Origin of the sequence: Kocuria rosea subsp. polaris (assembly GCF_001483755.1) — a bacterium.
Lineage (GTDB): Bacteria > Actinomycetota > Actinomycetes > Actinomycetales > Micrococcaceae > Kocuria > Kocuria cellulosilytica.
In genome coordinates this window covers 107925-132992 of sequence record NZ_LQBK01000004.1, presented here as the reverse complement: position 1 = coordinate 132992, position 25068 = coordinate 107925, and the positions used below count along the sequence as shown (strand labels likewise).

The window sequence follows — 25068 nt, the reverse complement described above, 5'->3', positions numbered from 1 at the left end:
CAGCAGGATTCAGCCCAGGAAACCCCACAGGAGCACGGCGGCGCCGAAGACGACGCCGATGAAGACGAGGATGAGCACCAGGTACCCCATGACCTCGCCCAGCTTCAGCTTCGAGATGGCCAGGACAGGCAGGATCCAGAACGGCTGCACCATGTTGGTCCACTGGTCGCCGATCTGCACGCCCAGAGCGGTCTTGGCGTAGTCGGCGTCGAGCTGGTTGGCCGCCTCGATCATGACCGGGCCCTGCACGGCCCACTGGCCGCCGCCCGAGGGCGCCAACAGGTTGATCAAGCCGCCGCTGAGGAAGGACAGGAACGGCAGCGTCTCCGCGGAGGAGATGTCTCCGATCCACGCGGCGAAGGTGACGACCAGGCCGGAGCCCATCAGGATGCCCATGATGCCCGCGTAGAAGGGGTACTGGACCACGATGCCGGCCGCCAGCCGGATCCCGTCGTTGAGGGTGTCGAGGAAGTACATCGGGCGGGTGAGGAACAGGATGCCCAGGAACAGCAGGGCGAAGTTCACGGTGTTGAGGTCAAGGCCTCCGCCCCGGGCGAAGTGCTGCACCAGGTAGATCAGCGCGAGAGCGCCGATGCCGATGCTGAAGACGGGGCTGGCGTTGAGCCGCTCCCCCACGGAGAGGCCGGACTTGTCGGCCTGGAGCTTCTCGGGTGCGGGTGCCACCGTGGTCGGATCGATCTCCTTGACGTCGGCCGGGTCCTTGGGGTGGAGCGCGGCGTTGAACAGGGGCAGGCCGATCAGGAGGACGACCACCATGCCCAGGATGACCGGATCGAAGATGGTGCGCCCGAGGTCGATCAGACCGATCTGGTCCTCGAGGAAGTGCCCCGGCGTGGCGATGAGCAGCGGCACGGACCCGGAGAGGCCGACTCCGTAGAGGGCGAAGCCGCTGTAGCCGGCGGCGATGGCCAGCGGGTAGTGCAGTCCCTTGACGTTGAGGGCCAGCTTCTGGGCCATGAGCCCGCCGAGCACCAGCCCGAAGCCCCAGTTGAGCCAGCTGCCCACGCCGCCCACGAGGGTCGCGACGATGATGGCCGCCCGGGGCGAGGTGACCCGGTGGGCGATGGCGGTGAGACCCCGGTCCACCATGGGGGTCTTGGCGAGGATGTAGCCGGCCACCAGGATCACGGTCATCTGCATGGAGAAGGCGAGCAGGTCCCAGAACCCGTCGCCCCACTGCGTGGTGACCTCCAGGAACGAGTTCCCGCGGATCACCATGGCCAGCAGCATCGTGAAGGCGGTCAGGCCGATGGCGATCACCAGAGGATCGGGCAGGTACTTGTTGGTGAGGTTGGTGAACAGCTTGGCGGCAGTTTTCATGGGGTCCTCGTCGTGATCGGGTGGCGTGCGGGATGTCAGGGGCGGTGCGGTGGATCGTGTCGCCGGAACAGCTCCGCGAGCCGCATCAGCTGCTCGTCGCGCCACAGGACGCGCTGCTCCCAGTGCTCCAGCGGCAGGAGTTCCCGGCGCTCGTCGGTCACGGTTCCCACGAGGTCGTCGGTCCAGGGGTCGTCCTGACCGCGCTCGCGGCCCATGCGGTAGTAGGCCGGGCCCATCTTCTCGGCGTGCGAGGCGATGCCGCCGCGGGTGTTGAGGTCGACGGTCTCGAACGGCCCCATGAACGCCCAGCGGCGACCGAGGCCCTCCCGCACGACCTGGTCGACGGCCTCGACGGAGGCCACGCCGTCCCGGACGAGACAGTAGGCCTCCCGCAACAGGGCCCCCTGGAGCCGGTTGAAGACGAAGCCCTCCACCTCGCGCTCCACGAGCACGGGGCTGAGCCCAGCCTGCTGGTAGACGGACCGGGCGCGGTCCACGCTCGAGGACGCGGTGAACGGAGCGGGCACGAGCTCGATCACCGGCAACAGGTACGGCGGATTGCCGGGGTGGGCCACCAGGCAACGGCCGCGGCCGTCGAGATCGGCGGCGAAGGACGAGGCGGTCAGGGCCGAGGACGACGACGCCAGCACGGTCCCGGTGTCGGCGAGCCGATCGAGCTCGGCGAAGAGCTGTGTCTTGAGCTCGAGCCGCTCCGGGGCGCACTCCTGCACCAGGGCAGTGCCCGGCACGGCTTCCGCCAGGTCCTCCACGCACCGGATCCGCCCGAGGACGTCCTGGGCCGGTTCCTGGAGCAGACCGTGCTCCAGGAGCGCCTCCAGCCGGGAGCGGATCTCCTCCGGTGCCTGCTCGAGGCGGCGCCGGTCGGGGTCCTGCAGACGGACTGCGAATCCGGCCCGGGCGAAGACCAGGGCGAAGGCGACGCCGATGCTGCCGGCGCCGACGACGGCCAGCGGGGTGTCCCGGGACGCCATGTCAGATCGCCACCGATCCGACCGTCATGCCGCCGCACACGTACAGGGTCTGGCCCGTGACGAAGCCCGAGCGCTCGTCGAGGAAGTACGACGCGGCGTGCGCGACGTCCTCGGGCGTCCCCATGCGCTGGACCGGAACGGCGTCCACGATCGCCCGGGTGCGCGGACTGCCCGCCGGATTCGCCTCCTCGAACAGCGGGGTGCTGATCGGTCCCGGACCGATGGCGTTCGCCGTCACGCCGTGACGTCCCAGCTCGAGGGCCCAGACACGGGTCAGCCCGATCAGCCCCGCTTTGGTGGCGGCATAGGCGGAGCGCAGCTCCTTGCCGAGTGCGGCACGGGAGGAAATGGTGACGATCCGACCGAACCCGGCGTCCTTCATGGACGGGATCAGCGCCTGCGTGCACTGCATCGCGCTGCGCAGGTTCAGCGACCACGCCGCCTCGAGCTCGTCGAGGGTCTGCTCCTCGGCGGAGCCGGGGAAGACGGCGCCCACGTTGTTGACGATGCTGGTGATGGGCCCGTCCGCCAGCGCTTCGTCGAGGGCGGCGGCAGTCGAGTCGGCATCCGACAGGTCGGCGCGGATCCCCCCGCCCGCACGGTCGATGACCACCACCTCGAGACCGTCGGCACGGCAGCGCTCGGCGATGGCCTCGCCGATGCCGGAGGCGCCCCCGGTGACGAGGACGCGGCGGGGCGGGTGAGCATTCATCAGACGGTTCCGATCGGTGTCACGGGCGAGGCGGCCGCCCCGGGGAGGTTGAGGGGAGGGGCGGTGAGGAGGAAACGACTGCGCCCATGGGCCCGGAGGTGCTCCGCCAGCGGCGTGAGCCGCCAGAGCTCCCCGAGGTGGACGCCGAGCTTGAACAGGCAGTGCTCGTGCAGGGGCAGGAGGGCGCACGGCGGCTCGGCAGGGGTCGCCGGGAAGGCCTCGACGGCGTAGTTGTCCGCGGCGAGGGCAGCCAGCCCGGAGTCGGTGATCCACCTGAGCAGGGCGGGATCGCGCCCGTCGAGGACGGCGCCCGAGCCGTGCAGCAGCTCCGGGTCGGGGTTTCCGTCCATCGCCAGGACTTTCTCGCTCCAGCCGGTGTGCAGGCACACGATGTCACCCTCCTCGACCACGACCCGGTCCGCGGCCATGACCGCCTCCAGGTGGTCGAAGTCCACCAGGACGCGGTCGTCGCCCAGGTGGGCGTGCAGGTCGATCATCACCGCACGGCCCTGGACACCGGTCCGCGCCATGCCGTCGATGCCGAGCGGCCCGGCCGACGAGGTGGTCGAACCGTGCAGGGTCTCGAGGCCGGAGTCCTCCACCGACGACGGTCCCACCACGTCGGTGCCGGCGCGGAAGCCGTTGTAGTACACCGGCTCGGGCACGCCGTCGCCGTCGGCGTCGAACATCGACCCCGCGTGCGCCAGCGAGTCCCACTGCGTGGAGTACTGCAGGTGGAGGACGGCGAGGTCGTCGCTGAGCACGTCGGTGGCACCAGCGGTGAGCTCGCCCATCCGGCAGTTGTAGTTGACCCGGCCCTGCCGTCGGTTCGGCCGGACCACCGGGGGCAGCCGATTCGGGTTCAGTGCTGTGCCGCCCGGAAGCGTCAGCGGCAGGCTCAGCGCGAAGGACAGCCCCTCCTGCACCTCGGCGACGCCCTGCCGGACCTTCTCGGGCGTCAGCAGATTGAGGCGGCCGAGCGCGTCGTCGGGCCCGAAGTCACCCCACGTGGAGTCCTCGGGACGTCGAACCCACCGCGGAGATCTCCCGAGCGCTTCCTTCGACATGTTCGTCCTCCACCCGGGCGGTTGACCGACTGTGGTTCAGCACACTTCTACGTGTGACAACGACCACGGTTCAAGATGCCAGCAGAAGTTATTGGCGTCCAATGAACAATCGTTCCGACAGGCATTCGAGAACGTTATAAATAGGACAATGGACACCCGACACCTCAGAGCTTTCGTGGCCGTGGCAGAAGAACTGCACTTCAGCCGGGCCGCCGACCGCCTCGGGGTGTCCCAGCCGCAGCTCAGCCAGCAGATCCGAAGGCTGGAGCGGGAGCTGAACGCCACCCTGTTCGACCGCAGCACCCGCTCGGTGCACCTGACCGATGCCGGCGCCGCCGCCCTGGACCCCGCCCGCGCACTGCTCCGCGACGCGGACGCCGTGCGCCACGCGGCGCTGGTCGGCCGCTCCGAGGTCTTCGGCAAGGTGAGCATCGGTTATGCCGGGGCGAGCAGCCGGGAGCTCCTTCCGCGGTTGGCCCGCGCGGTGCGCACTGAGCATCCCGGCATAGAGCTGGTTCTGCAGAGCCTGGTGTACGGAGGCACCGCTCCCGCCCAGGTGGCGGCCGGCACCGTGGACATCGGCTTTTCCCGTCTGCCGGTGCGACGCTCGGACGTGAACAGCCGCGTCTTCGTGCACGAGCGGGTCGTCGTCGCACTGCCCGCCGACCACCCGCTGGCCGCCGGGACTGCGGTCCGCGTGGAGGATCTCGCCGACGAACCGTTCGTGACGTTCCCGGCGACCCAGGGCTCCACCGTGCGGGACGCGATGATGCGCATCACCGCCGCCCACGGGTTCACTCCGCGGATCCTGCAGGAGGCACCCGACTCCTACGCCATCCTCGGCCTCGTCGCCGCGGGCATCGGGGTCACGATCACAGTGTCCTCGGTCCAGCACATCGCCACGCCCGGACTGGTCTACCGCGACCTCGCCGGGCCCCCGATGCATCTCGCCGCGGTGATCGTCTGGCGGAAGAACGAGAACTCGGCGGCCGTCAACGCCGTCCTCGAGGCGATGGAGGAGATCATCCCGACCCCGGAAATTTCTCCCCCGCACGTCCTCATGTGAGCTCCCGTGCTGTGGACGCGGCCGAACGCCGAGAGACACGGACCGGGGCCCTGCACCGTGGCCTCAACCGCGTGCCGGCCACCCCGTTGCTCGACGCACCGTCCCGACCGGGAGACGATGACCTGATGAAGATCCTGATTCCCGACACCACCGACATCGACCCCGGGGACCTCACCGGCCACGAGGTCGTCCGCTACGCGGCGACGGAGCCCGTCCCGCCGGAGCACGCCGACGCGCAGGCCGTCGTCGTCTGGGGCACTTCCGGCGACGTCCTGCAGGAGACAGCCCGCCGACTCACCCGCGTGGAGCTCGTCCAGGCGTTGGCGGCCGGGCCGGACAGCGTGCTGGCGGCGGGGTTCCGCGCGGAGGCGGTCGTCTGCTCCGGTGTCGGCCTGCACACCCGTCCCGTGACCGAGCACGCGCTGGCGCTCCTGCTGAACCTGGTCCGCCGGCTGCCCGCCGCGGCCCGGAGCCAGGGCGAGCGCACCTGGGATCCGCAGCTGGGCGGCCTGCAGCCGCTGCACCCCGAGGGCCGGGTCACCACGCTCATCGATGCCCGGGTCCTCATCTGGGGGTTCGGCGCCATCGGGCAGCACCTGGCCGACCTGTGCACCGCTCTGGGCAGCCAGGTCACCGGCGTCGCGCGGAGTTCCGGCGAACGCGGCGGGCACCCGGTCATCACCCCGGAGCAGCTGCCCGAGCACCTGCCCGGGACCGACGTGCTCGTCCTCGTCCTGCCCCACGACCCCGCGACGGAGCGCGCCCTGGACCGCAAGACGCTCGACGCCCTTCCGCCGCACGCCCTCGTGGTCAACGTGGGCCGGGGATCGACCGTGGACGAGGACGCTCTCGTGGAGGCCCTCAGCACCGGGTCCATCGCCGGCGCGGCCATCGACGTCGCCGCCCAGGAACCCTTGCCCGCGGACTCCCCCTTGTGGTCGGCCCCCAACCTGACCATCACCCCGCACATGGCCGGTGGCCGGCCCATTGGGGCCGCGGACCTCCTGCGCGAGAACCTCGAGGCGTTGACGCAGGGAGGCTGGTTCACCAACCCGGTCGACCGGGCGCGAGCCTGAGCGGCAGCGCGCCGATCGGCACGGGAGCGGCATGCCCCAGGCGAGCGCGGCACGACGGGAGACCTTGGTGGCGCCCGCGGTGGAGGCCTTCTAGACCTGGATCTCGTTGACGCCCTTGGTGGTCTCGCGGATGGCCGGGTCGATGCCCTGCCCCGCGTCGCCCTACTCGGGCAGCACCATGGAGTCCACCCAGGAGACCGCGGCCGTCGCGGAGTGCGCCGGGGTCTCGCCCGGCCGGGACGGGCCGTGCGTCCCGCCCTGTCGTCCTTCGACCGCACCCGGGAGCAGACGGTGGTCCACCCTGAGGTCCTCGGGCAGGTCGATCGTGGCGAACTCGGTGACGTCGACGACGTCCTCCCCGCGCCCGCCGGTGGCGCGGTAGTTATTGTCGTTGAGCACCGCGATGGTGTTCTCGTCGAGGATCTCCAGGTCCTCGATCGTGAAGTAGGGCATCCGGTAGGTGCCGTCCTCGGAGGCCAGCCCCTGCGGGTCCGCCACGTCCATCAGGTCCACCAGTTCACGCTTGTCCACGTATCCGTCTCGGTCACGATCGCGGGTGTCCACCAGGTAGATCCTCTTGAAATCGGCCTCGGTGCCCTGGGTGTCGTCGCGCTCGATCACCAGGAACTCGTGGGCGTTGATCGCGATGAAGTCGCCCACGTTGTGGTCGGCGGCCTCCATCCGGTAGCGCAGGTACTCCCTGGTGAACGTCGTCGCCGTGCTCCCCGCCCCCAGCGTCACCTCGTAGATGCGACGGTCGGCGGCCAGTCCGGCGGTCTTGTCCTCGTCGGTGGCGCCCTCGAGCATGGGGTACAGGGTGCGGGAGTTGGGGGCGATCGCCATGCCCTCGAAGCCCTTGGAGTTCGCCAGGTTGGCTGCCGGGGCCTCCGGGTCCGGGTCGGAGGGAGAGGTCACGCCGGGCAGCTTGATGGGGGCCTCCAGCAGGCGTCCCTCGGCGTCGGTGTGCAGCAGGTAGGGGCCGAACTCCTCACCGAACCACAGGGTGCCGTCCTCGGCGACCTGCATCGACTCGAGGTCGAAGTCCCCGCCGGTCAGCACCCGGTCCGGGACGGGGCACTCGTAGCCGGCGGGCAGGTCGCCGGCCGCCTCGCACCCACCGTCGCGCCAGATGTCCCAGGGGATGTGGCCCTCCGGGTCCGAGAGATGCATCGTGTCCAGCACCTGGGTCTCTCCTCCGTCGAGGTCGGGGGCGATGCGGTGGACGGCCAGCAGGAAGTCGCGGCTGTTGGCCTTGTTGCCGAACCCGTTGTCCGACATGGCGAGCCAGGTGCCGTCACCGGCGGCGTGCACCCCGGAGAAGCCCTGGACGGGCTGCCCCGGGTAGGCGGGCGTCGTGCGGCCGTCGAGGAAAGCACCCGACGGTTCCGAGCCGGGCACGAACGTGTCGGCGGGGAGCACGGAGAAACCGGACAGGGCGGGGGCGGCGGGCAGTTCCTCGGCCGCGGGCTTCGCGGCGGCCGGGCCGGTGCTCAGGCACCCCAGGCCCAGGGCCAGGACGGCGGCGGAAACGATGGACGTGCGCATGGGCAGACTCCTCGGGACGGGCCGCGCGGGTGAGCAGTCGCGGCGTCGCCGAGAGTAGGCCTGCCAGACGACCCCGAGGTGACCGCCCCGTGAACGGAAATCGGCCCGAGAACTCAGGGCGTCCAGCCGAGGACCGCTTCCCCGAACGTCATGACCGCGAACCAGGTCACGCCGGCCACGACGGGGACGAGGAGCACCAGGTAGGACCGGCGCTGCACCAGCCGCACGCCGACGTAGGTGAGGAGCACCCACCACACGCCCAGGAGCGCGATGGCCCACAGCGGGGCCATCAGGCCGCTGGCCATGTAGAAGTAGCCGGCCACCAGCTGGGCCAGGGCCGCGACCACCACGGCCAGCACGAACAACGGCGTCGTCGTTCTCATAGCAGAACTGTGCGCCTCCGGGGAGGCGTCCGCAACAGGGAGCGCGCACGCTGCCGCGACTCCCGCCCCCCGGGCCCCGACTACGCCCGGCCCAGCTCGTCCCACAGGTGGGCGAGGGTGGCGGCCCCGGCCAGCAGCAGGTCCGTGCGGACGCTCTCGTCGCTGTTGTGCCAGTTGTCCTCGAGCAGCCCGGTGCCGAAGAACACCACCGGTGCCTCCAGCGCGGTGGCGAGCAGGTCGGCCGGCCCGCCCCCGGCGTTGCCCATCCGTCCCACCTCGTCCACCCCGAAACCGGCGGCCATGGCCCGGGCCAGGGCCTCCACCACGGGGTGGTCCGGGGTGCGGTAGGCCTCCTGGGAGGTCTTGGTCGACACGGTCAGCTCGTACTCGTAGCCGTCCCCGACCCGCTCGGCCACCCAGGTGCGCAGCTGCTCGGCCACCTCCTGCACCTTCTGGCCGACCACCGTGCGGATGCTCAGGTCCATCGCCGCCATCGAGGGGATCACCGCCCTCGAGACCTCCGTGGGGTCGCCGGCGATCAGGGCGATGACCTCCAGGGCGGGCCGTTCCCACAGCCGCTCCAGCACGGTGTAGCCGGCCTCCCCGCCGATGCTGCGCGTGTGGGTGCGGGCCAGCCAGTCCCCCTCGTCGAAGGGCAGTGCTGCCAGCTCCGCCCGCCGGGCGTCGGGGATCTCCGGGACGCGGTCGTAGAAGCCGGGCAGGGTGATCCTGCCGTCCTCGTCGTAGAGCTGGGCGAGGACCCGGGCCATCTCCAGGGCGGGGTTGGGGGCGACCCCGGACACGGCCCCGCTGTGGATGTCGGTGAAGGGCCCGTGGATCTCCAGGTGCGCGCTGAGCATCCCGCGCACCCCGGTGCACAGTCCTGGGTGATCGGCGCGCCACAGCAGCGTGTCGGAGAAGATCACCACGTCCGCGGCCAGCTCCTCCGGGTGGTCCTGGATCAATTGGGCCAGGCCCGGGGACCCGGCCTCCTCCTCGCCCTCGACCAGGAACTTCAGGTTCACGGCCGGCACCTCTCGCCCGGTGGCGGCCAGGTGCGCCCGGACGCCCCACAGGTGGGCGAGGACCTGGCCCTTGGCGTCCGAGGCGCCCCGGCCGTAGAGCCGCCCGTCCCGGGCCACCGGGTCGAAGGGGGACGTCTGGTCCCAGTTCTCCTCCTTGACCGCCCGCACGTCGTGGTGGCTGTAGACCAGCACCGTGGGTGCACCGGGAGCCTCGCACCAGGCGGCGTGGACGGCCGGGCCGTAGGCGCCCGGCCAGATCTGCGTGGTGGGGAAGCCCGTGTCACGCAGCGCCCCGGCCAGCCAGTGCGCCGAGCGCAGCAGATCGTGCTCGTGCTCCGGGGCCGCGGCCACCGAGGGGATCCGCACCCACTCCTTCAGCTTGTCCAGCATCTCGGGGAGGTGTGCTGTCAGGTAGGAGTGCATCTCGTGGTCGGCGGTCACGGTCACCTCCGCGGAGAACACTCGCTGCCGGGCCCTAGAGCTCGCGGTCCTCCACGACGTCGAGGTCCCGGAACACGGGCTCCCCGTCCATGAGCTCGGTCAGCTTCCGGGCGTACTCCTGGGTCTCCGGGAGCTGCGAGTTCTCCATGGCGGACTCGTAGGAGTCGAAGAAGACGATCTCGACGAAGCGCTTCGGATCGTTGCGGTCCGTCGCCGACAGGACGCGGCGAGCCGTGCGTTTCCCCTGGGAGGACTGCTGCCACTCCGCGAGGACCTCGGCCACCTCCTCCGGCCTCGAGGTGGTGTATTCGATCAGCTGCACGAAAGCCATCACGCACGCTCCTCCGGAAAAGTCCGTTGCGGGTCTCCATTTTAGGTCCGAGCGGCCGGAATGGTCCGGACGGACGGGAGATGACGGCCCGCCGCTGAGAACGCGAGCTCCGCCGAGCCCTTGGGGGCGCGCCTTCGCGCCGGCCGTGCTGCACTTCTGAACGCCGCCTGCCCGTCGCTCAGAGGGGCCGCAGTCCCGTCAGGCGCTCTTGAGCCACGCGTGGAGGGCGTCGCGGATGACCTCGCTGGCAGTGGTGTTGTCGGACTGCGCTCGCTGCTTCAGAGCGGCGTCCAGCTCGGGGTCCAGGCGGACGGGAACGACTCGGGCCGCGGCGGAGCCGATCGGCCTGCGTCCGCCGGATCGCCGGAGCTCCGCCGGATCGTATCCGGCCTCCGCCTCCCGAGCGAGGCGATCGATCTGGTTCTCGGTGACAGGGCGGCCCTTGGAGGTCCGCGGTGTGCTGGTCATAGCTCTCCTCCTCATGGCAACAGGTCCAAGTACCGGGGTTCGGCTTTCATGGCGTCGCCGATGCCGTGCTTGCGGGCGGATCGGTGGATCTCCACACCATGAATCGTATTACGAAACCGGTCCGACAGGAACGATCAGGGGCGCGGTATTGGTGTCACACAGCACACGCACTGAAGGGACTGGGACTATGCGTTCGCTCCGAACCCCGGACCGGCGCCGAGCAGGGCCGCCAGGAGGTCCGGGCCGGTGTTGACGGCGGCAGCAACGCCCCCGATGAGCAGTGCGAGTTCCCACAGCGCACGCCGGCGCCGCGCGCTCCGCACGGAAGCCCGAAGCCCGTCGAAGCGCTCCTGCAGCGCGATGGGGTCTTCGGACGGCGGGGGGCTGTTGTGCCAGGTCTTCGGGACCACGGCTGCGGCCGTGATCCGGGCGACCTGTTCAGGCGCCAGGGCGGGGCGACGGCGCCGCAGCCAGCGCAGCAGTCGCCGGTCGGTGATGACGTGGACCCCCGCGGGTCGTTGCTTGATCGTCAGGTCCTTCGGTTCGATCAGCACCAGCACCGGGGTGACCGGCACCTGCTCCCCCACCACCGCGCTCAACCGTTTGGCCGCCCGCGCCGCCTCATGACGAGCGCGGGAGAGGTAGTGCTGCCTGTGCCCGTCGACGAGGATCGCGCGCTCACCGACCCAGACCTTCTTGCCCGCGTGGTTCTTCGTGTTGAGCGTGAACACTCCCGCGGGGCCGACCAGGACGTGGTCGATGTCCGAGGCCCCGGCGCCGACCGGAACAGCGTGGAGCACCGTCCACTCCGAGCCCAGGCCGCGGAGGATCTGACCGACCGCGATCTCTCCCAGTGCACCATGGAACCAGGATCGGCCGGAGGCACCGAGGGGACTGCTCCCGACCAGTCGTTGCCACCACGCCCGGGGCGGCTCGTCACCCTGGAGGCGCAGCGTCTCGGCGATGACCGACTGCCCTGGGCTCCGGCTCAACAGGCTCGACGGACTCGACGAGAACTCCTGGGCGGTGGTACCCGCCACCGGGCCGAGGAGCCGGAAGGCGGCGAACCCCAAGGTGCGGATGGGCACAGGAGGCTGAAAAGTGGGGTCCGTGGAGGGCGTCATGGTGGACAGCTTTCGAGCAGAGCAGAACGGTGTCCCTGTATTTCATGTCTTTGCATTCGCATACGACAAGCCGGTGCCGCTGGACCCCGCATTGTGACGCTCCCCCGGAGCAGGACGGACGCACCACTCCCCCGCGCAAGAAGCTCCACCCCCTGAACTGGGGACATCAGCCTCCCCCGGTGATTGCATGTGCATCCATAAGCTGGAGGGGAACTGACGACTTCCTGACAGGACCCCCCGTGACACCTCCCCCGGTTTCCCTCCGCCTGGGCGCCTCGGCGCTCGTCCTCCTGCTCCTGACCGGCTGCGGCGGGACGGCGGCCTCCAGCGACGCGACGCCGTCGTCGTCGAACACCTCCTCGACCGAGACGTCCGCCGCCCCGGAGCTGCGCGGCGAGCGCGCCGTGGTGGAGCGGGTGATCGACGGCGACACCGTCGACGTCCGGCGGGGCGGCGAGGTGGTCCGTGTGCGGCTGCTCAACATCGACACCCCGGAGACCAAGGACCCGAACGAGGTCGTCGAGTGCCTCGGGCCGGAGGCCACCGCCCTGCTGGAGGAGCTCCTGCCGCAGGGGACCGTGGTGGGCCTCGAGTACGACCAGGAGCGCACCGACTCCTACGACCGCACCCTGGCCGGGGTGTTCCTGCAGAACGGCACCCTGGTCAACGCCGAGATCGCCCGCCAGGGCCTGGGCACGCCGCTCTACATCGCGCCGAACGACCGCTTCCTGCCGCCGGTGGAGGAGGCCTTCGCCGAGGCCGAGCAGCAGCAGGCCGGCCTGCTCGACCCCGCCCACGGCTGCACCGTCCCGGCGCAGGTGCAGCAGGCCGCGAGCGCGCTCGCCGACGCCACGCCTGCGGATCTCGCCGACCCGGCCGGTGAGGTCGCGGCCGCCGTCGCCTTCCTCGCGGCCCTCGACGCGATCGACGGCGACACCCATCCGCACGTCCGCCACCTGGTCGGGATGCCGTCGCTGAAGCGGGGGATCGCCGGAGTCCGCCAGGACGTCGCCGCCCTCCAGGAGCGCGCCGCCGAGCAGCGCCGCGCGGCGGAGGCGGAGGCCGCAGAGCGCGCGGCGGCAGACGAGGAGCGCCGGCAGGCCGAGGCAGCACGCCAGGCGGAGGCCGACCGGCAGGCCGAAGCGGCCCGTCAGGCAGAAGCAGCCCGGCAGGCGGCAGCCGACGCCGTCCGACGGGCGCCCGCGCCGGCACCGGCCCCGGCTCCCGCCCCGGCGGCCCCTGCGCCCGCACCCAGGCTGGCTCCCGCTCCCGCACCGGCCCCGGCCCCTGCCCCTGCCCCTGCGCCGAAGCCCGCCCCGAACCCGGGCGCCAACATCGTCAACCAGGCCCCTCCGGGGTACTACGCGGACATCCCCGGCTACACCGGTCCGCGGTGCTACGCGCCCGGGGGGAAGTTCTTCAAGCCCTGCTGACCCCGACGGGGCCGGATGGCCCGGAACCCGGGGGACGGCCCGGCGTCACGGGCCGGGATCCGCTGGTGGTAGCCGGAGCCGGGGAGGATCATAGGGCCCAGCACGACCCCTGCCCCGTTGCACCTCCATGACGAGGGTCCTGACATGACCATCCACGCGCCCCTGTCCCGCCGGGACACCCGGTCGGTCCTCGCCGCCCCCGGTGCGCGGCCCGGGCCAGGGGGGTGGATCCGGTGAGCGAGGCCTTCCATCTCGAGCTCGCAGCCGAGGACCCGGACGCCGTGATGCTGCTGTTCGAGACCATCGGGGCGCGCTTCTCCTTCCAGCCCTCCGAGCGCGGCCTGTCCTACCGGGAGGAGAGGACCGGGGACGAGGACGTGTCCCTGGCGCGGGTGGAGGTGGAAGGGTCCTACTCCTCCTGGGGGGACACCGAGATGTTCAGCGTGGTCCAGCGCACCGCCGGCCGGTGCGACTGGTCCACCCGCACCGAGTCCGGCACCGGGATCGGCGCCCCGGTGCTGATCACCCCGTCCAGCCCGACCCTGTTCGTGGTGGACTCCCTGCGGGCCAGCAACGTCTACCTCACCGCGGACGTGGTGCAGGACATCGCCGAGACCGTCTACGGCACCGAGAACACCCCGGTGGCGTTCGCCTCCGCCCACCCGCTCACCCCCCGGCTGGGCCAGTACTGGTCCTCCCTGACCCGCCTGGCCCAGGAGCTCGTGGACTCCGGGGCCTTCGACGCCCCGCTGGTGCGCGCCGGCCTCACCCGGCACCTGGCCGTGGCGCTGCTCGAGTGCTTCCCCCTGGTCGGGGACCAGGAGCTGCGCGCCCTGTCCATGGCCGCCCAGACCCGCCGCTACCGCATCGCCAAACAGTTCATCGACGACCACGCCCACCAGCCGATCACCGTCGACGACGCCGCCCGGGCGGCGAACACTCCCACCCCCACCTTGGTCCAGGCCTTCCGCGCCAATCACCCGCACCGGCTCAGCCCCACCGAGTACCTGGCCCAGGCACGGCTGGCCGGCGCCCACGCCGAGCTCCTGCACGCCGATCCCACCACCGGGGAGACCGTGGCCGGCATCGCCGCCCGGTGGGGCTTCGCCCACTCCGGGCGCTTCGCATCCCGCTACCGCGCCATCTACGGCGTGCCGCCCAGCACCACCCTGTACCGCTGACCCCACGGCCGGCCCGCCGGGGACCGGAGCACGGCACGGGCCGGGTCCATGGCACACCGTGGCGCGCCCGCCCGGAAGGAGCGGCCATCGGACCAAAGGGGTTGTTTGCTGGTGCACATGAATGTCTCGTCCAAAGCCGCCGATGTTGCACGCCCGTTTGATTCGGCTGTGACCCGGTCCACATCATGGTGGGCGGAAGGGGCGCCATCCATGGGCCGACCAGGGCCCCGGTGCGACCTTCCTGACCGGCAGAGAGGCTGCCCGGACAACGCAGTCCGCAGCCCGCCGCCGGTCATCCGCCCACGGGGGGACAGCGCTGGGGACGGAACGTGCTGGGGGGCCGTTCCGCCTCCAGCCACCCCGGCGGCCGTGATCGGCCATCCCTGCGCTGCCGTGTCGGACGGGCCGGGGACCCTGGTCCCTGAGACGATCGTCGTCCCAGCGACCCCGAGGAGCCCGCCGTGGAGAAGACAGGACAACCGGTCGAGGAACACCTCGCTGGGGTCACGCCGAAGCGGCGGCGGGCCGACGCCGAGCGCCTCGTCCCGCTGCTCACCCGCGTCACCGGGCAACCGGCCGAGATGTGGGGCACCGTTGTGGGCTTCGGCCAGTACCACTACAAGTACGCGAGCGGCCACGAGGGGGATGCCCCCGCGGCCGGCTTCGCCGCACGCAAGGCGGCGACGACGGTCTACGTGTACGACGGCGTGGACGCCCACCAGGAGAACCTGGCCCGCCTGGGCCCGCACACCACCGGCGTGGGCTGCATCTACCTCAAGGACCTCGACGCCGTGGACCTGGAGGTCCTCGAGCAGATCGTCGCGGCGTCCTACGCCAAGCTCGGCGACGGCCCGTGGACGGACCGCGCCCGCGACGGCGCCTCGAGCTGACCGGACGCCGCCGGCGCCGACACGGAGACGCCATGGGTCACGGACCGGCGACGATCCGGCGGACCCCCTTGGGGCCGGCCCCGCCGCGTGCCTACGGTCAGCACACTCCTGATCGAATCCGACGGGACGGACACGAGGGGACAGGACGATGCCGCTCTATCTGTCGAAATTCCGCTACACCCCCGAGACCTGGGCCCGATTGATCTCCCACCCCGAGGACCGCCGCCCGGCGGGCCAGGACTGCATCGAATCGGTCGGCGGGACGCTGCACGGGTTCTGGTACGCCTTCGGCGAGCACGACGGCTACAGCCTCTGGGAAGCGCCCGACGACGTGTCCATGGCCGCGGTGGCCCTGGCCATCACCGGCGGCGGGGCCGTGAGCTCCCTGGAGACCACGGTGCTCATGAGCGTCGAGGAGACGCTGGAGGCCCTGCACCAGGCCCAGCAGATCAAGTACCGGCCGCCCGGGACCTGACCGGACCCACGGCCCGGAGCGGCGGAGCCCCGTGCCCACCGCCCGGCCGTCCCGCCCCTCAGCCCTGCGGGGCGCTCAGCTGCTCGAGGTGCTCGGCCTTGAGCTTGCGGTAGTGGGGCATGAGCTCGGCGGCGGTGTAGGTGGCGGTGGCGGTCACCGGCGTCCCGGGATGGCCGTGCTCGGTCAGGATCTGCTGCAGCGCGGCCTCGTGCTGGGCGAGGATCGTCTGGTTGAAGTAGCCGTGGTGCAGCAGGGCGGCGATCCCGCCGGCATAGGCCCAGGTGGGTGAGCCCTCGTCCATCGGGGCGCGGGGGTCGTCCCAGTCGGCGGGGCCGCCGGTGGCGGCCAGTTCGGAGGCCAGGACGCTCTCGAGCACGTCGGCCCGGAAGGACAGGGAGAGCTCGGCGACCTCGTCGACGATCTCGAACCGGTCCACCCGCACGCCGGCCGGGGGCGGGGTCTGCACCAGGTCCTTGACGGCCTGGAGGATCTCGGGGGTGATCATCGTCGTCTCGCTTCGTGGGTGGGAGGGGAGAGAAGCCCGGTCGATGTGTTGTCATCAGCTTACTGGCTACCGATGAGTCACAATTCGGCCGCACTGTCCCCACAACAGCCCACGGGCTGGGACGCCGTCAGCGCCGGGGACACCCGCCCCTGATCCGGTTCCGCCCCTGGTGGGGCGGCCCCGGCATGCTGCGGACGTCCCGGTCCGCCCTGCCGCTCGACGGCCGGCGCCCCCATCTGTGGACGTCACACGTCCTCCATGGCATTTCATTTAAAAATGCCGTGATCTAGGGTGCAAGCAATTCGTCCGTACAACGGGACCGGGTGGGGGACAGATGAAGGTCACCGTGTTCGGGGCTGTCAGTCCCATCGGCCAGGAGCTCGTCGAGGACCTGCTGTTCCGCGGCTACGAGGTCGTCGCCCTCGTCACCGACGCCGCGCACGTGCCGCCCGCCTGGGGCGAGGACGTGGAGCTGGTCACCGGGCAGATCACCGACCCTGCGGCCGTCGACACCGCACTCGACGGTGCCGAGGCGGTGGTCAACACCCTGGACCCGCGCGTGCGGCCCCGTGCCCGCGGCCTGGACCTGGTCGAGGGCGCCGGTCACATCGTGGCCGGCATGCGCCGGCGCGGGATCCGCCGCTACATCGGCCACGGCACCCCGGTGGTGACCCTGTGCCCCAAGGAGAGGCCCACCACCCGGATCAAGGTCCACCGGTTCCTGGCCCGCCACCTCGATCCGCGCGCCTACCGGCAGATGGCAGGGATGCTGCAGGTGGTCGCAGAGTCCGGGCTGGACTGGACGATCGTGCGGTTCATGCACGTCACCGGCGGCAGCGCCCGGGGACTGAAGTACGTGGGGTTCTTCGGCCCCGGCGCCGTGGGCTCCTCGGCCACCGCCGCCGACATCGCGCGGTTCACCACCTCCCAGATCCTGGAGACCGCCTACATCCGGGACGCCCCGGCCGTCAGCAACTGACGCCCGGTTCCGCCGGGGACGGCAGTGTCACCGGCCCGGGACGCGGGCGCGCGGCCGGTCACACCAGCCGTGCCGCCGCGCTGACGACGGCGTTGCGCACGGGCAGCAGGTGCCGGGCCGTGCTGACGCCGTTCGCCAGGCGGGCCACGCGCACCGTACGGGTGACCCGCCGGCGGCGCGCGGCGTCGTACCGGCGCAGGGCGCCGGGCACGTCCGGGGTCGCGGTCAGCGCATCGACGAGGGCCGTGGCGTCGAGCAGCGCCTCGCACGCGCCCCGGCCGAGGTTCGGTGCCATGCCGTGGGCGGCGTCGCCGAGGAGCGCGGTCCGCCCGCTCACCCAGGAGGGCAACGGGGGCACGTCGAGCAGCGTGCGCCGGTCGATCGGGCTGTCCCCGAGGGCGTCCAGGACGCGCCGCACGGCCGGGTGCCAGTCCCCGTAGAGATGGCGCAGGACCTCCGGGTCGGTGCGGCCGCGCCCCGCGGAGGCGAGCACGTCGGCGCGGACGCTGGCGAACCAGTTGGTGTGCTCGTCGTCGTGCGGGGTGATGCCGAAGAGCCGCGCCGGCCCCCAGGTCTCGGTGGTCCCGTCCGCCCGGCCCGGGACGGTGCCGCGGAGGGCCACGGTGCCCAGCGGGCGCGGGGCGACGCCGAAGAGCACGGCGCGGACGGGGCTGTGCACGCCGTCGGCGGCGACCACGAGGTCGGCCGCGGGCAGCGCACGGTGGTCGGCGACCGGGGCGTTCCACGCGACGAGGCCCGGGGGAAGGCCCTCGGCCAGTGCCGCCAGGAGCGCTGGGCGCGGGACCAGCCGAGCGGCCCGGTCCAGGTCGACGTGGGCGATCTCGGTCCCGTCCGGCCGGAGGAGCCGCGCCCCGCGCTGCTCGACGGAGGTGGCCCGGACGCGCTCCCCCGCCCCCAGCCGGTCCAGGGCCCGCATCGCCTCGGGCCACATGCCCAGGGCCGTGCCGGTGCCGGGCAGGCCCGGCGAGCGCTCGAGCACGTGCACGTCCCAGCCCGCGCCGAGCAGGCCGCGGGCTGTGGCGAGGCCGGCGATGCCGGCCCCGACGACGACGGCTGATCCGCGCACGGGACCTCCTGGAGTCGGTGGTCCCCGGCCGGGACTCGCGTCCGGGCCGGAAGATCCTCTCGGGGAACCGGGGTGTCCGCGTCCGGCCGTGGACACCCCGTTCCAGTGTCTACGCTCGCGCGCCCGATGGGTGGCGACGGTGCCCGCTGGTCGCCTCCGGACCGAGGAGCCGGTGCCGGTAGGCCTTGACGAAGGCGGTGAAGGCGGCGACTGCCGCGACCGAGTTGAGGACCATGCGGGAGCGGGCGTGCCAGGTCACGAACTCGTCGGCGACCTGGCGGAGGTGCTCGGCGGAGTGCACGGCCGTGCCCTCGAGGAACATGATGTCGTTGCGCGGCCAGAAGTACAGCATCGAGACCACCCCCTCCGCCACGAACATGGTCAGGCTCAGCAGCACCCACCAGCGCACCGTGGGCATCCGCCGGCACAGGACCAGGGAGGCCGCCCCGAGCACCCAGGCGGCGAGGCCGAGCGGGGGGAAGAAGTCGGAGGGGCCGCTCACGGCGAGGAACTCCATGCCCAGCTCCAGGGAGGCCGGCGGGTCGTGGAAGACATTGGGGTACACCATGAACGTCTCCAGCACGATGGCGCCGAAGAGGGTCATGGTGATCCACAGGTAGGCGGTCAGGACCGGCAGGGCGAGACGGTGTGCGACGGGCCGGGTGGGCTCTCCGGGCGAGCGGCCGGGCGTGCGGGTCGCCGCGGGGGTGTCAGGCAGGTGCTTCATGCCGCCGACGCTACGGAGCAGCGCCCTGCTCCGGCATCAGGCGGGAGGCGTCGGTTCGGTCGCGCGCGGAGGAGGGTTCCGGTCGCCGTGCGGCGACCCTGCTCGTCGTCCGGGGCGGACGGGCGCTCAGGGACGCCGGGCCGCCCAGACGGTGCGGCCGGCCCGGAAGCTCAGGTCCCGGCGGTGGCGCAGCGTCTCGGGGGAGTCCGGGGCCAGGAGGCGGTCCAGGACCGCGAGATCGTCGGCGCCGACCCGTTCCTGGAGGGCGGGACGCATGTGGGCGAGCCAGGCCTGGGCGTAGTGAGCGGTGGCCGCGGGATCCTCGTGTCCCGAGGCGCTGACGGTGTGCGGGCCGTGGACCTCGAACCCGGCCGCCTCCAGCAGCGGCCGCCAATCCGGGTGGGCGTTCCACCCGGCGTCCGCCAGGACCCGGTGGCACCGGGACTCCAAGCCGGGGCGGCCGAATCCGAGGTTCTCGGGCAGGAAGCGTGGCAGGCCGTCCAGCTCGACGACCGCCAGCAGCCCGCCGGGCCGCAGTGCGCCGCGGACGTGGCCCAGGACGGCGCCGGGGTCGGCGACCTCGTGCAGGAACGAGGAAGCCCACACCAGGTCCACCGCTCCGAGGGCCGGCCACTCCTGGTCCAGGTCGGCGGGCACCGCGTGCACCCGGCCTTCCAGTCCCTGCTCGCGGGCCGCGGCCCGCACGCGCTCGAGCATGACGGGGGATCGGTCGACCGCCAGCACCTCCGCGGCGGGGAAGCGCCGGGCCAGGGCGAGGGCGCCGGTGCCCGTTCCGCTCCCCAGGTCGGCGATCCGGTCCGGACTGCCTCCGGCGTACCGGGTGGCCCAGCCGGCCACCTCGTCCCCGGAGGTGCCGGACATCGCGGCGTCCAGGTCCAGCAGGCGGGCCAGGCCCTCCTCGTGCCGGTGCCCGTGGGAGGAGTCGGTGGAGGTCAGGGAATGCGTGTGCTCGGTCATGCCCTCACCCTAGCGAGACAGTGCTTCAATGGCATGCACTCTTGCCGGTAACGCAAGAGTTGGCCCTGAACCAGAACGAGCAGCGCGCCCACCTGCACGGCACCGAGGAGGCGACCCCGGCGTAGAAACCCCGACGGGTACGACCCTGCCCCGGCACGGGGGCCGGGCCGCGGGCTCGGACGCTAGGATCCCGCCGTCCACGCCGGCAGACGGCCCCGCGACCAGCAGCGGCCCAGGGCCTCGGTCCGCAGGCCCGAGCGGTCGAGCAGCCCACATCGACCAGCCCCACCGCGTCCGTGCCGGGGCGCGTCCGGCGAGGGCGAGATCGTGCAGCGCGGCGAGGACCACCGTGGGATGCCGCGAGTGGGCGGGCGCCGCCTCGAGGACGCGCAGCGCCTCGTCGGACGCGCTCAGGGCGAGGGCCACGTGCGCGGCCAGCGGCGAGGGCGGGAGTCATCGCGGGGCTCCCCGCAGGCGCTGGACGCCCAGGGCCAGCAGGCCTGCCACGAGACCCCACAGGGCGTTGCCGAGCAGGATCGGCACGACGGCGACCGGCACGGCGACCGGGCCCTGCAGCGTGCCGGTCAGCACGGTCGAGAGGACGGCGCTCAGCGGGATGACGTAGACGCCGTACGCGAGACCGGCCAGCACCAGGGTCAGCACGGGGCGGGGCACGCAACCGAGCCCGACCACGCCGATCCACACGGCGGTGACCAGGCCCGTCAGCAGCAGCGGCCCGGCGGGCGCCCCGAGGACGTCCGCCGCCCCGGTGACCCGGGCGAGGGGACGGACCAGGGCGACGGCGCCCAGGCCCAGCACCAGCAGCCAGTTCACGGCGGGTCGGGTGCTCGCAGGAGTTCCGGGTCGGTTCGTCATGGCCTCGACGCTACGGAGCACCGTTCCGGCGGTCATCGGTCGGAGCGCGTCTCCTGCGTCGCCGAGGGGCGATGGCCCCGGTCGCCTGCGGGTGACCCCGCCTGTCGCGCCGGGGCCCACGACGGCCGCGGGCGGCGTGGCTACCCTGGGAGCATGCCCAGCACCGTGGCGGCCCGTCCCGTGCGCCGGGCGGCCGAGGAGGCCGACCTCCGGCTGGTCGACGGTGCGCTCGCGGCCGCGATGGCCGTGCTCGTCGCCGTCATCGCCGCCGCGGACCTCGAGGGCACCGGCCGCGCCGGTGCCCTCGCCTACCTCTTCGCGGCCGGCTTCGGGGCACTGCTGCTGGCCCGGCGGCACGCGCCCCGGCTGGTGCTGGTGCTGACGGTGCTCGGCATCTTCGTCTACTACGTGTTCCAGCTGCCGCCGATCGGCATCGCCCTGCCGGCCGTGGCCGCCCTGTTCTCGGCCGCCGAGGCGGACCGCACCCGCTCGGCGGCCGCCGCCGGGGCGGTGCTGGTGTCCGTGGCCGCCTACTTCCGCGTGGACGAGGGACTGCCGGCCGCCTATCTGGTCAGCTACGACCTGCTCACCGACGTCGCCCTGGTCGCCGCGGCCATTGCGCTCGGGGTGAGCGTCCGCGCCCGCCGGGAGCTCCGCGCGCACCAGGAGCGGCTGCGTGCGCTCGCCGCGGCCGAGGAGCGCCACGAGGCCGGCCGCCGGATGCAGGCCGAGAAGGCGGGGATCGCCCGGGATCTGCACGACACCATCGGGCACACGATGTCCGTGATCGCCGTGCACAGCAACGTGGCCGCCGAGGCGGTCGGGCGGGACGACGAGGCCGTGGCCCGGGCGCTCGAGCAGATCCGTGCGGCGGCCTCCACCACGCTGCGAGAGCTGCGGACCACCGTGAAGCTGCTGCGCACTCCCGGCGCGGACCCGGCGGAGCGCGGCAGCATCGGCCTCGCCGGGCTCCCGCAGCTGGTCGCCACGGCCGAGGACGCCGGCGTGGAGGTGACGGCGCGGATCGACGTCGACCCGGACGAGCTCGACGCCACCATCGACGCCGCCGCCTACCGCATTCTCCAGGAGTCCCTCACCAACGTCCTGCGCCACTCCGGGGCCCGGCACGCCCTGGTGGAAGCCCGGCTGCGGGACGGCACCCTGGAGCTGCGGATCGCCGACGACGGGCGCGGCGCGTCCCCGGACACCGGCGCAGCGGGCGGCGGGCGCGGCCTGGCCGGGATGGCCGAGCGCGCCGGCCTGCTCGGCGGCTCCTTCGCCGCGGGTCCACGGGACAGCCGCGCCCGGGGCGGCAGTGGCTTCCAGGTCCGCGCGACGCTGCCGAGGAGGCTGGAGCCGTGATCAGCATCGTCGTCGTCGACGACCAGGAACTGGTGCGCACCGGGCTGCGGGCCCTGGCCGAACGGGACGGGGACATCGCCGTGGTCGGGGAGGCCGCCACCGGCCGGACCGGACTGGCCCGGGTGCGCGAGCTGCACCCGGACGTGGTGCTCATGGACATCCGCATGCCCGAACTGGACGGTCTCGAGGCCACCCGCCGGATCGTGGCCGACCCGGCGCTGGGCGACGTCCGGGTGCTGGTGCTGACCACCTTCGACGAGGACGAGCACGTCTTCGAGGCCATCCGCGCCGGGGCGGCCGGATACCTGCTCAAGGACGTGTCCCCCGCCGACCTGCGCCGGGCGATCCGGGTGGTCGCCGCCGGGGAGGCCCTGCTCGCGCCCTCGGTGACCCGCACCGTGCTCGGCTCCATCGCGGCCAGGCCCGAGACCGTGCTCGACGACGCCCCGCTGCGGGTGCTGAGCGACCGCGAGCGGGAGGTGCTCGAGCAGGTGGGGCGGGGGCTGTCCAACGACGAGATCGCCCAGGCCCTGTTCCTCTCGCCCGCCACCGCGCGCACCTACGTGTCCCGGCTGCTGGCCAAGCTCGGCGCCCGCGACCGCTCGCAGCTGGTGGTGCTCGCCTACGAGACCGGGCTGATCTCCCCGGGCTGCTGAGACCGGATCACGGAGACAGGGAGAACGTTCATGGACGAGCTGGAGCGGATCGCCGCGGCCTTCCCGGACCTGCGGTGGTCGAGGGCGCGGCGGATCACGGAGGGCTGGGACCACGTCGTCGTCGTCCTGGACGACGCCCTGGTCTTCCGCTTCCCGCAGGAGCCGCCCTACACGGAGGCGCTCGGCCGGGAGATCGCGGTCCTGGACCACCTCGCGCCGCGGCTGCCCGTGCGGATCCCCCGCTACGACCGTGTGGCGCCGGACGGCTCCTTCGCCGGTTATCCCCTCCTGCCCGGGCGGACGCTGCAGCCGGAGGTCCTCGCCTCCCTCGACGCCGCCGCGCGCGGCGCGCTCGTGGCGCAGCTGGCCGGTTTCCTCTCCGCCCTGCACACCGCGCCGGTGCCCGGCACCCCGCTGGCCCGGGTGCCCGCCTCCTCCCTGGCCGAGGACCAGGCCGACGTCCGGAGCGCGGCCACCGCGCACCTGCCGGCCGTGCTGACCGCGGCGGAGCTCGAGGAGGTGGAGCGGATCCTCGCGGACGTCGACGCGCTGCTCGCCGCCGAACTGCCCGCGGTGGTGGTCCACAACGACGTCTACAGCCGGCACCTGCTCTGGGACGACGCCGCGGCCCGCCTCGGGGTGATCGACTTCAGCGACATGTGCCTCGGCGACCCGGCCGTGGACTTCGCGGAGCTGTACGAGTACGGCGAGGCCTTCGTCCGCGCGGTGCACGAGCGCTGGACCGGCCCCGGGGACCCCGGGCTCCTCGACCGCGCCTGGACCTACCAGAGCTGGATCGCGGTGTACATGCTCACCGACCACTTCGACGTCGGCAAGACCTCGTGGGAGGTCGCCCGGGAGACCTTCGACCGCGTCCGGGGCGGCCGGTGACCCGGGCGGCGGGCTCCCCGGTCAGGACCCCGTGCCCGCGGCCGTTCCCGGAGGACCTCCCGGTCCGCCGGCCGCGCTTTCCGTGCCGGGTCCCAGGTGGCGCCGGCCCCAGGCCTTGCCGGTCTGCACGACGACGACCAGGAGCAGCACGAGCAGCCCCGTGCCGGCCGCGGGCACGACGTCGACGGGCAGCGTGTAGGCCATCAGCACGCGGGCCGCGGCGTCGAGCAGGAACGCCGCTCCGAAGGCGGCCGTCATCCGGCGCAGCACCCGGCGGAAGGCCGGGCGGGTCTCCCAGTCCCGGCGCCACCCCTCGGCGGCGGCCGCGGGCATCAGGCGCCTCGTCGCCTCGTAGAGCACCGGCTTCTCCCCCAGCAGGGAGGCGAGGATCCACGCGCCCACCAGGGCCGTCAGCCAGCTCTCCCGGACGAGCAGCAACCGCGGATCAGGGCTCAGGAGCCCGACGACGGTGCCCGCTCCCAGCACGGTGAGCGTGAACAGGCCCAGCCGCTCCAGCCGCCGGGCGCGCACGGCCGTGACCACCACCCGCGCCAGGGGACCGACCGCCCCGAGCATCAGCGCCGTCCACGCATCGGCCCCGGCGAGGCGGGAGCCGTAGTAGAGGACGAACGGCAGGACCAGGTCCACGCCCAGCCATCCGGCCGCGCTGCCGCGCCCGTGCGTGGTCCCGTCGGCGCCGGCGTCCGGTCCGCCGCGGGGACGGGCAGCTCGTGCCGTGCTCATGGGGTCCTCCTGCTCATGGCGTCCTCCTCGACCACGGTGCGCTCAGGGCGCTCCGCGGGTGGCGAGCTCGGCCGTGGTCACGAGCTCGTGGGTGTAGGCGGCGAGGTCGAACCCCGGATCGGTGACCAGTCGGCCGGAGGCCGTGTCGATCGCCCCGCGCAGCAGCACGGCCATGCTGCGGGGGTCGAAGTCGCGGAACTCCCCGGCCTGTTGGCCGTCCCGCAGCATCTGCTCCAGATGCCCCAGCACGGGGTCCTCCCCCGTCGGGGCAAAGCGTGGCGCGCCGTCGGGTCCGCGCAGGTTCAGCACGATCTCGGTCACCGCGCGGATGCCCGCGGGGTGGGCGGCGAGGAAGCCGAGGTTGGCCTCGAGATAGCTCCGCAGGGCCGCGGCCCCGGTGCGGCCGGCCGTCGCCGCGGCGACGGCGGCTCCGGCCCGGGCGTAGACGTCGGCCACGACCTGCTCCAGCAGGCTCTTCTTGCCGGGGAAGTAGTAGGACACCACGCCCTTGCTGACCCCCGCCCGGCGGGCGATCTCCGCGAGAGAGGCCCGGCCGAAGCCCAGCTCCGCGATCGCCTCGACCGCGCATGCCAGGATCTGCTCCCGGCGGGCCCGCTCCGTGAACGTTCCCGGTCCGGCCTCCGCCGCGCCCGCCCCCCGTTCTGACCGCATGGTCAAATTCTCGTACGCACGGTCAGAGGACGCCAGGGCCC

At 72.8% G+C, this 25068-nt stretch carries 28 protein-coding genes; 10 read left to right on the top strand and 18 right to left on the bottom strand.

The features are described from left to right. Positions 1-9: 9 nt before the first annotated feature. Genes AVL61_RS03125 through AVL61_RS03110 form a run of 4 tightly spaced genes read right to left on the bottom strand, consistent with a single transcriptional unit; the run spans position 10 to position 4112 of the window. The gene (locus tag AVL61_RS03125; RefSeq protein WP_058872890.1) at positions 10-1341 is read right to left on the bottom strand and encodes a short-chain fatty acid transporter; all 1332 of its coding nucleotides are present in this window, start codon (positions 1339-1341) and stop codon (positions 10-12) included. A 35-nt stretch (positions 1342-1376) separates the two neighbouring features. Continuing rightward, positions 1377-2333: a 3-hydroxyacyl-CoA dehydrogenase gene (locus AVL61_RS03120; RefSeq protein WP_058872889.1), complete on the bottom strand. Its 957-nt coding sequence runs from the start codon at positions 2331-2333 to the stop codon at positions 1377-1379. 1 nt (position 2334) lies between these two features. Next, complete coding sequence (locus tag AVL61_RS03115; protein WP_058872888.1) at positions 2335-3045, bottom strand: SDR family oxidoreductase; 711 nt, start codon at positions 3043-3045, stop codon at positions 2335-2337. Next, positions 3045-4112, bottom strand: a complete 1068-nt coding sequence (locus AVL61_RS03110) for a cyclase family protein (protein ID WP_058872887.1) — start codon at positions 4110-4112, stop codon at positions 3045-3047. Before AVL61_RS03110 ends, AVL61_RS03115 begins: the two co-directional genes overlap by 1 nt. 148 nt (positions 4113-4260) lie before the next feature. On the opposite strand from AVL61_RS03110, the gene AVL61_RS03105 reads away from it, so the two are divergent. Both AVL61_RS03105 and AVL61_RS03100 read left to right on the top strand, forming a co-directional pair. After that, positions 4261-5178 (top strand): LysR family transcriptional regulator, encoded by a 918-nt coding sequence (locus AVL61_RS03105; RefSeq protein ID WP_058872886.1) that lies wholly within the window; start codon positions 4261-4263, stop codon positions 5176-5178. A 125-nt stretch (positions 5179-5303) separates the two neighbouring features. Further along, entirely contained in the window at positions 5304-6254 is a 951-nt protein-coding gene (locus tag AVL61_RS03100; protein ID WP_058872885.1) for an NAD(P)-dependent oxidoreductase, read from the top strand. 162 nt (positions 6255-6416) lie between these two features. On the opposite strand, the gene AVL61_RS03095 is transcribed toward AVL61_RS03100, so the two are convergent. The 6 genes from AVL61_RS03095 to AVL61_RS03070 all read right to left on the bottom strand — a co-directional run bounded on the left by AVL61_RS03095 (position 6417) and on the right by AVL61_RS03070 (position 11535). Further along, positions 6417-7799, bottom strand: coding sequence for an esterase-like activity of phytase family protein (locus AVL61_RS03095; protein ID WP_058872884.1), 1383 nt, complete (start codon positions 7797-7799; stop codon positions 6417-6419). A gap of 113 nt (positions 7800-7912) precedes the next feature. Further along, a complete protein-coding gene (locus AVL61_RS03090; protein WP_231738265.1) occupies positions 7913-8182 on the bottom strand; it encodes a hypothetical protein in 270 nt (89 codons plus the stop codon). Positions 8183-8262: 80 nt separating this feature from the next. After that, on the bottom strand, positions 8263-9648 hold the full coding sequence (locus AVL61_RS03085) for a M20/M25/M40 family metallo-hydrolase (RefSeq protein WP_231738264.1): 1386 nt from the start codon (positions 9646-9648) through the stop codon (positions 8263-8265). A gap of 34 nt (positions 9649-9682) precedes the next feature. Beyond that, positions 9683-9979: a hypothetical protein gene (locus AVL61_RS03080; protein ID WP_058872882.1), complete on the bottom strand. Its 297-nt coding sequence runs from the start codon at positions 9977-9979 to the stop codon at positions 9683-9685. 198 nt (positions 9980-10177) lie between these two features. Next, entirely contained in the window at positions 10178-10447 is a 270-nt protein-coding gene (locus AVL61_RS03075; RefSeq protein ID WP_058872881.1) for a ribbon-helix-helix domain-containing protein, read from the bottom strand. Positions 10448-10632: 185 nt separating this feature from the next. Beyond that, on the bottom strand, positions 10633-11535 hold the full coding sequence (locus AVL61_RS03070) for a nuclease-related domain-containing protein (RefSeq protein WP_231738263.1): 903 nt from the start codon (positions 11533-11535) through the stop codon (positions 10633-10635). Positions 11536-11810: 275 nt separating this feature from the next. Here AVL61_RS03070 and AVL61_RS18570 point away from each other — a divergent pair, with 275 nt between their 5' ends. From AVL61_RS18570 to AVL61_RS03050, 4 genes are all read left to right on the top strand, one after another. Next, positions 11811-13004 (top strand): thermonuclease family protein, encoded by a 1194-nt coding sequence (locus AVL61_RS18570; RefSeq protein WP_058872880.1) that lies wholly within the window; start codon positions 11811-11813, stop codon positions 13002-13004. Positions 13005-13237: 233 nt separating this feature from the next. Next, positions 13238-14185: a helix-turn-helix domain-containing protein gene (locus AVL61_RS03060; protein ID WP_058872879.1), complete on the top strand. Its 948-nt coding sequence runs from the start codon at positions 13238-13240 to the stop codon at positions 14183-14185. Positions 14186-14646: 461 nt separating this feature from the next. Beyond that, complete coding sequence (locus AVL61_RS03055) at positions 14647-15075, top strand: DUF1801 domain-containing protein (protein WP_058872878.1); 429 nt, start codon at positions 14647-14649, stop codon at positions 15073-15075. 148 nt (positions 15076-15223) lie between these two features. Continuing rightward, entirely contained in the window at positions 15224-15550 is a 327-nt protein-coding gene (locus AVL61_RS03050; protein WP_058872877.1) for a GYD domain-containing protein, read from the top strand. A 58-nt stretch (positions 15551-15608) separates the two neighbouring features. Here the strand turns inward: AVL61_RS03050 and AVL61_RS03045 are convergent, their stop codons facing one another. Beyond that, positions 15609-16055 (bottom strand): hypothetical protein, encoded by a 447-nt coding sequence (locus AVL61_RS03045; protein WP_058872876.1) that lies wholly within the window; start codon positions 16053-16055, stop codon positions 15609-15611. Positions 16056-16389: 334 nt separating this feature from the next. On the opposite strand from AVL61_RS03045, the gene AVL61_RS03040 reads away from it, so the two are divergent. Next, a complete protein-coding gene (locus tag AVL61_RS03040; RefSeq protein ID WP_058872875.1) occupies positions 16390-17034 on the top strand; it encodes an NAD(P)H-binding protein in 645 nt (214 codons plus the stop codon). 58 nt (positions 17035-17092) lie between these two features. Here AVL61_RS03040 and AVL61_RS03035 read toward each other — a convergent pair whose 3' ends face one another. The 5 genes from AVL61_RS03035 to AVL61_RS03020 all read right to left on the bottom strand — a co-directional run bounded on the left by AVL61_RS03035 (position 17093) and on the right by AVL61_RS03020 (position 20660). Continuing rightward, positions 17093-18121, bottom strand: a complete 1029-nt coding sequence (locus AVL61_RS03035; RefSeq protein WP_058872874.1) for an FAD-dependent oxidoreductase — start codon at positions 18119-18121, stop codon at positions 17093-17095. A gap of 109 nt (positions 18122-18230) precedes the next feature. Beyond that, positions 18231-18848: a hypothetical protein gene (locus tag AVL61_RS03030; RefSeq protein ID WP_197412624.1), complete on the bottom strand. Its 618-nt coding sequence runs from the start codon at positions 18846-18848 to the stop codon at positions 18231-18233. 126 nt (positions 18849-18974) lie between these two features. After that, complete coding sequence (locus AVL61_RS03025) at positions 18975-19826, bottom strand: class I SAM-dependent methyltransferase (protein ID WP_058872873.1); 852 nt, start codon at positions 19824-19826, stop codon at positions 18975-18977. Positions 19827-19835: 9 nt separating this feature from the next. Then, positions 19836-20264 (bottom strand): DUF2332 family protein, encoded by a 429-nt coding sequence (locus tag AVL61_RS18700; RefSeq protein WP_157571294.1) that lies wholly within the window; start codon positions 20262-20264, stop codon positions 19836-19838. A gap of 15 nt (positions 20265-20279) precedes the next feature. Further along, on the bottom strand, positions 20280-20660 hold the full coding sequence (locus AVL61_RS03020) for a hypothetical protein (RefSeq protein ID WP_197412623.1): 381 nt from the start codon (positions 20658-20660) through the stop codon (positions 20280-20282). A gap of 195 nt (positions 20661-20855) precedes the next feature. Here AVL61_RS03020 and AVL61_RS03015 point away from each other — a divergent pair, with 195 nt between their 5' ends. Genes AVL61_RS03015 through AVL61_RS03005 form a run of 3 tightly spaced genes read left to right on the top strand, consistent with a single transcriptional unit; the run spans position 20856 to position 23611 of the window. Then, positions 20856-22064 carry a sensor histidine kinase gene (locus AVL61_RS03015; protein WP_058872872.1) on the top strand — a complete coding sequence of 403 codons (1209 nt, stop codon included), beginning with the start codon at positions 20856-20858 and terminating at the stop codon, positions 22062-22064. Next, a complete protein-coding gene (locus AVL61_RS03010) occupies positions 22061-22720 on the top strand; it encodes a response regulator (protein WP_058872871.1) in 660 nt (219 codons plus the stop codon). The genes AVL61_RS03015 and AVL61_RS03010 overlap by 4 nt, the downstream gene beginning before the upstream one ends. A 30-nt stretch (positions 22721-22750) precedes the next feature. Then, positions 22751-23611 (top strand): phosphotransferase family protein, encoded by an 861-nt coding sequence (locus tag AVL61_RS03005; protein WP_082696921.1) that lies wholly within the window; start codon positions 22751-22753, stop codon positions 23609-23611. A gap of 21 nt (positions 23612-23632) precedes the next feature. On the opposite strand, the gene AVL61_RS03000 is transcribed toward AVL61_RS03005, so the two are convergent. Then, positions 23633-24355 carry a VC0807 family protein gene (locus tag AVL61_RS03000; RefSeq protein WP_058872870.1) on the bottom strand — a complete coding sequence of 241 codons (723 nt, stop codon included), beginning with the start codon at positions 24353-24355 and terminating at the stop codon, positions 23633-23635. Positions 24356-24397: 42 nt separating this feature from the next. After that, on the bottom strand, positions 24398-25027 hold the full coding sequence (locus tag AVL61_RS02995; protein WP_058872869.1) for a TetR/AcrR family transcriptional regulator: 630 nt from the start codon (positions 25025-25027) through the stop codon (positions 24398-24400). Positions 25028-25068 lie beyond the last annotated feature (41 nt).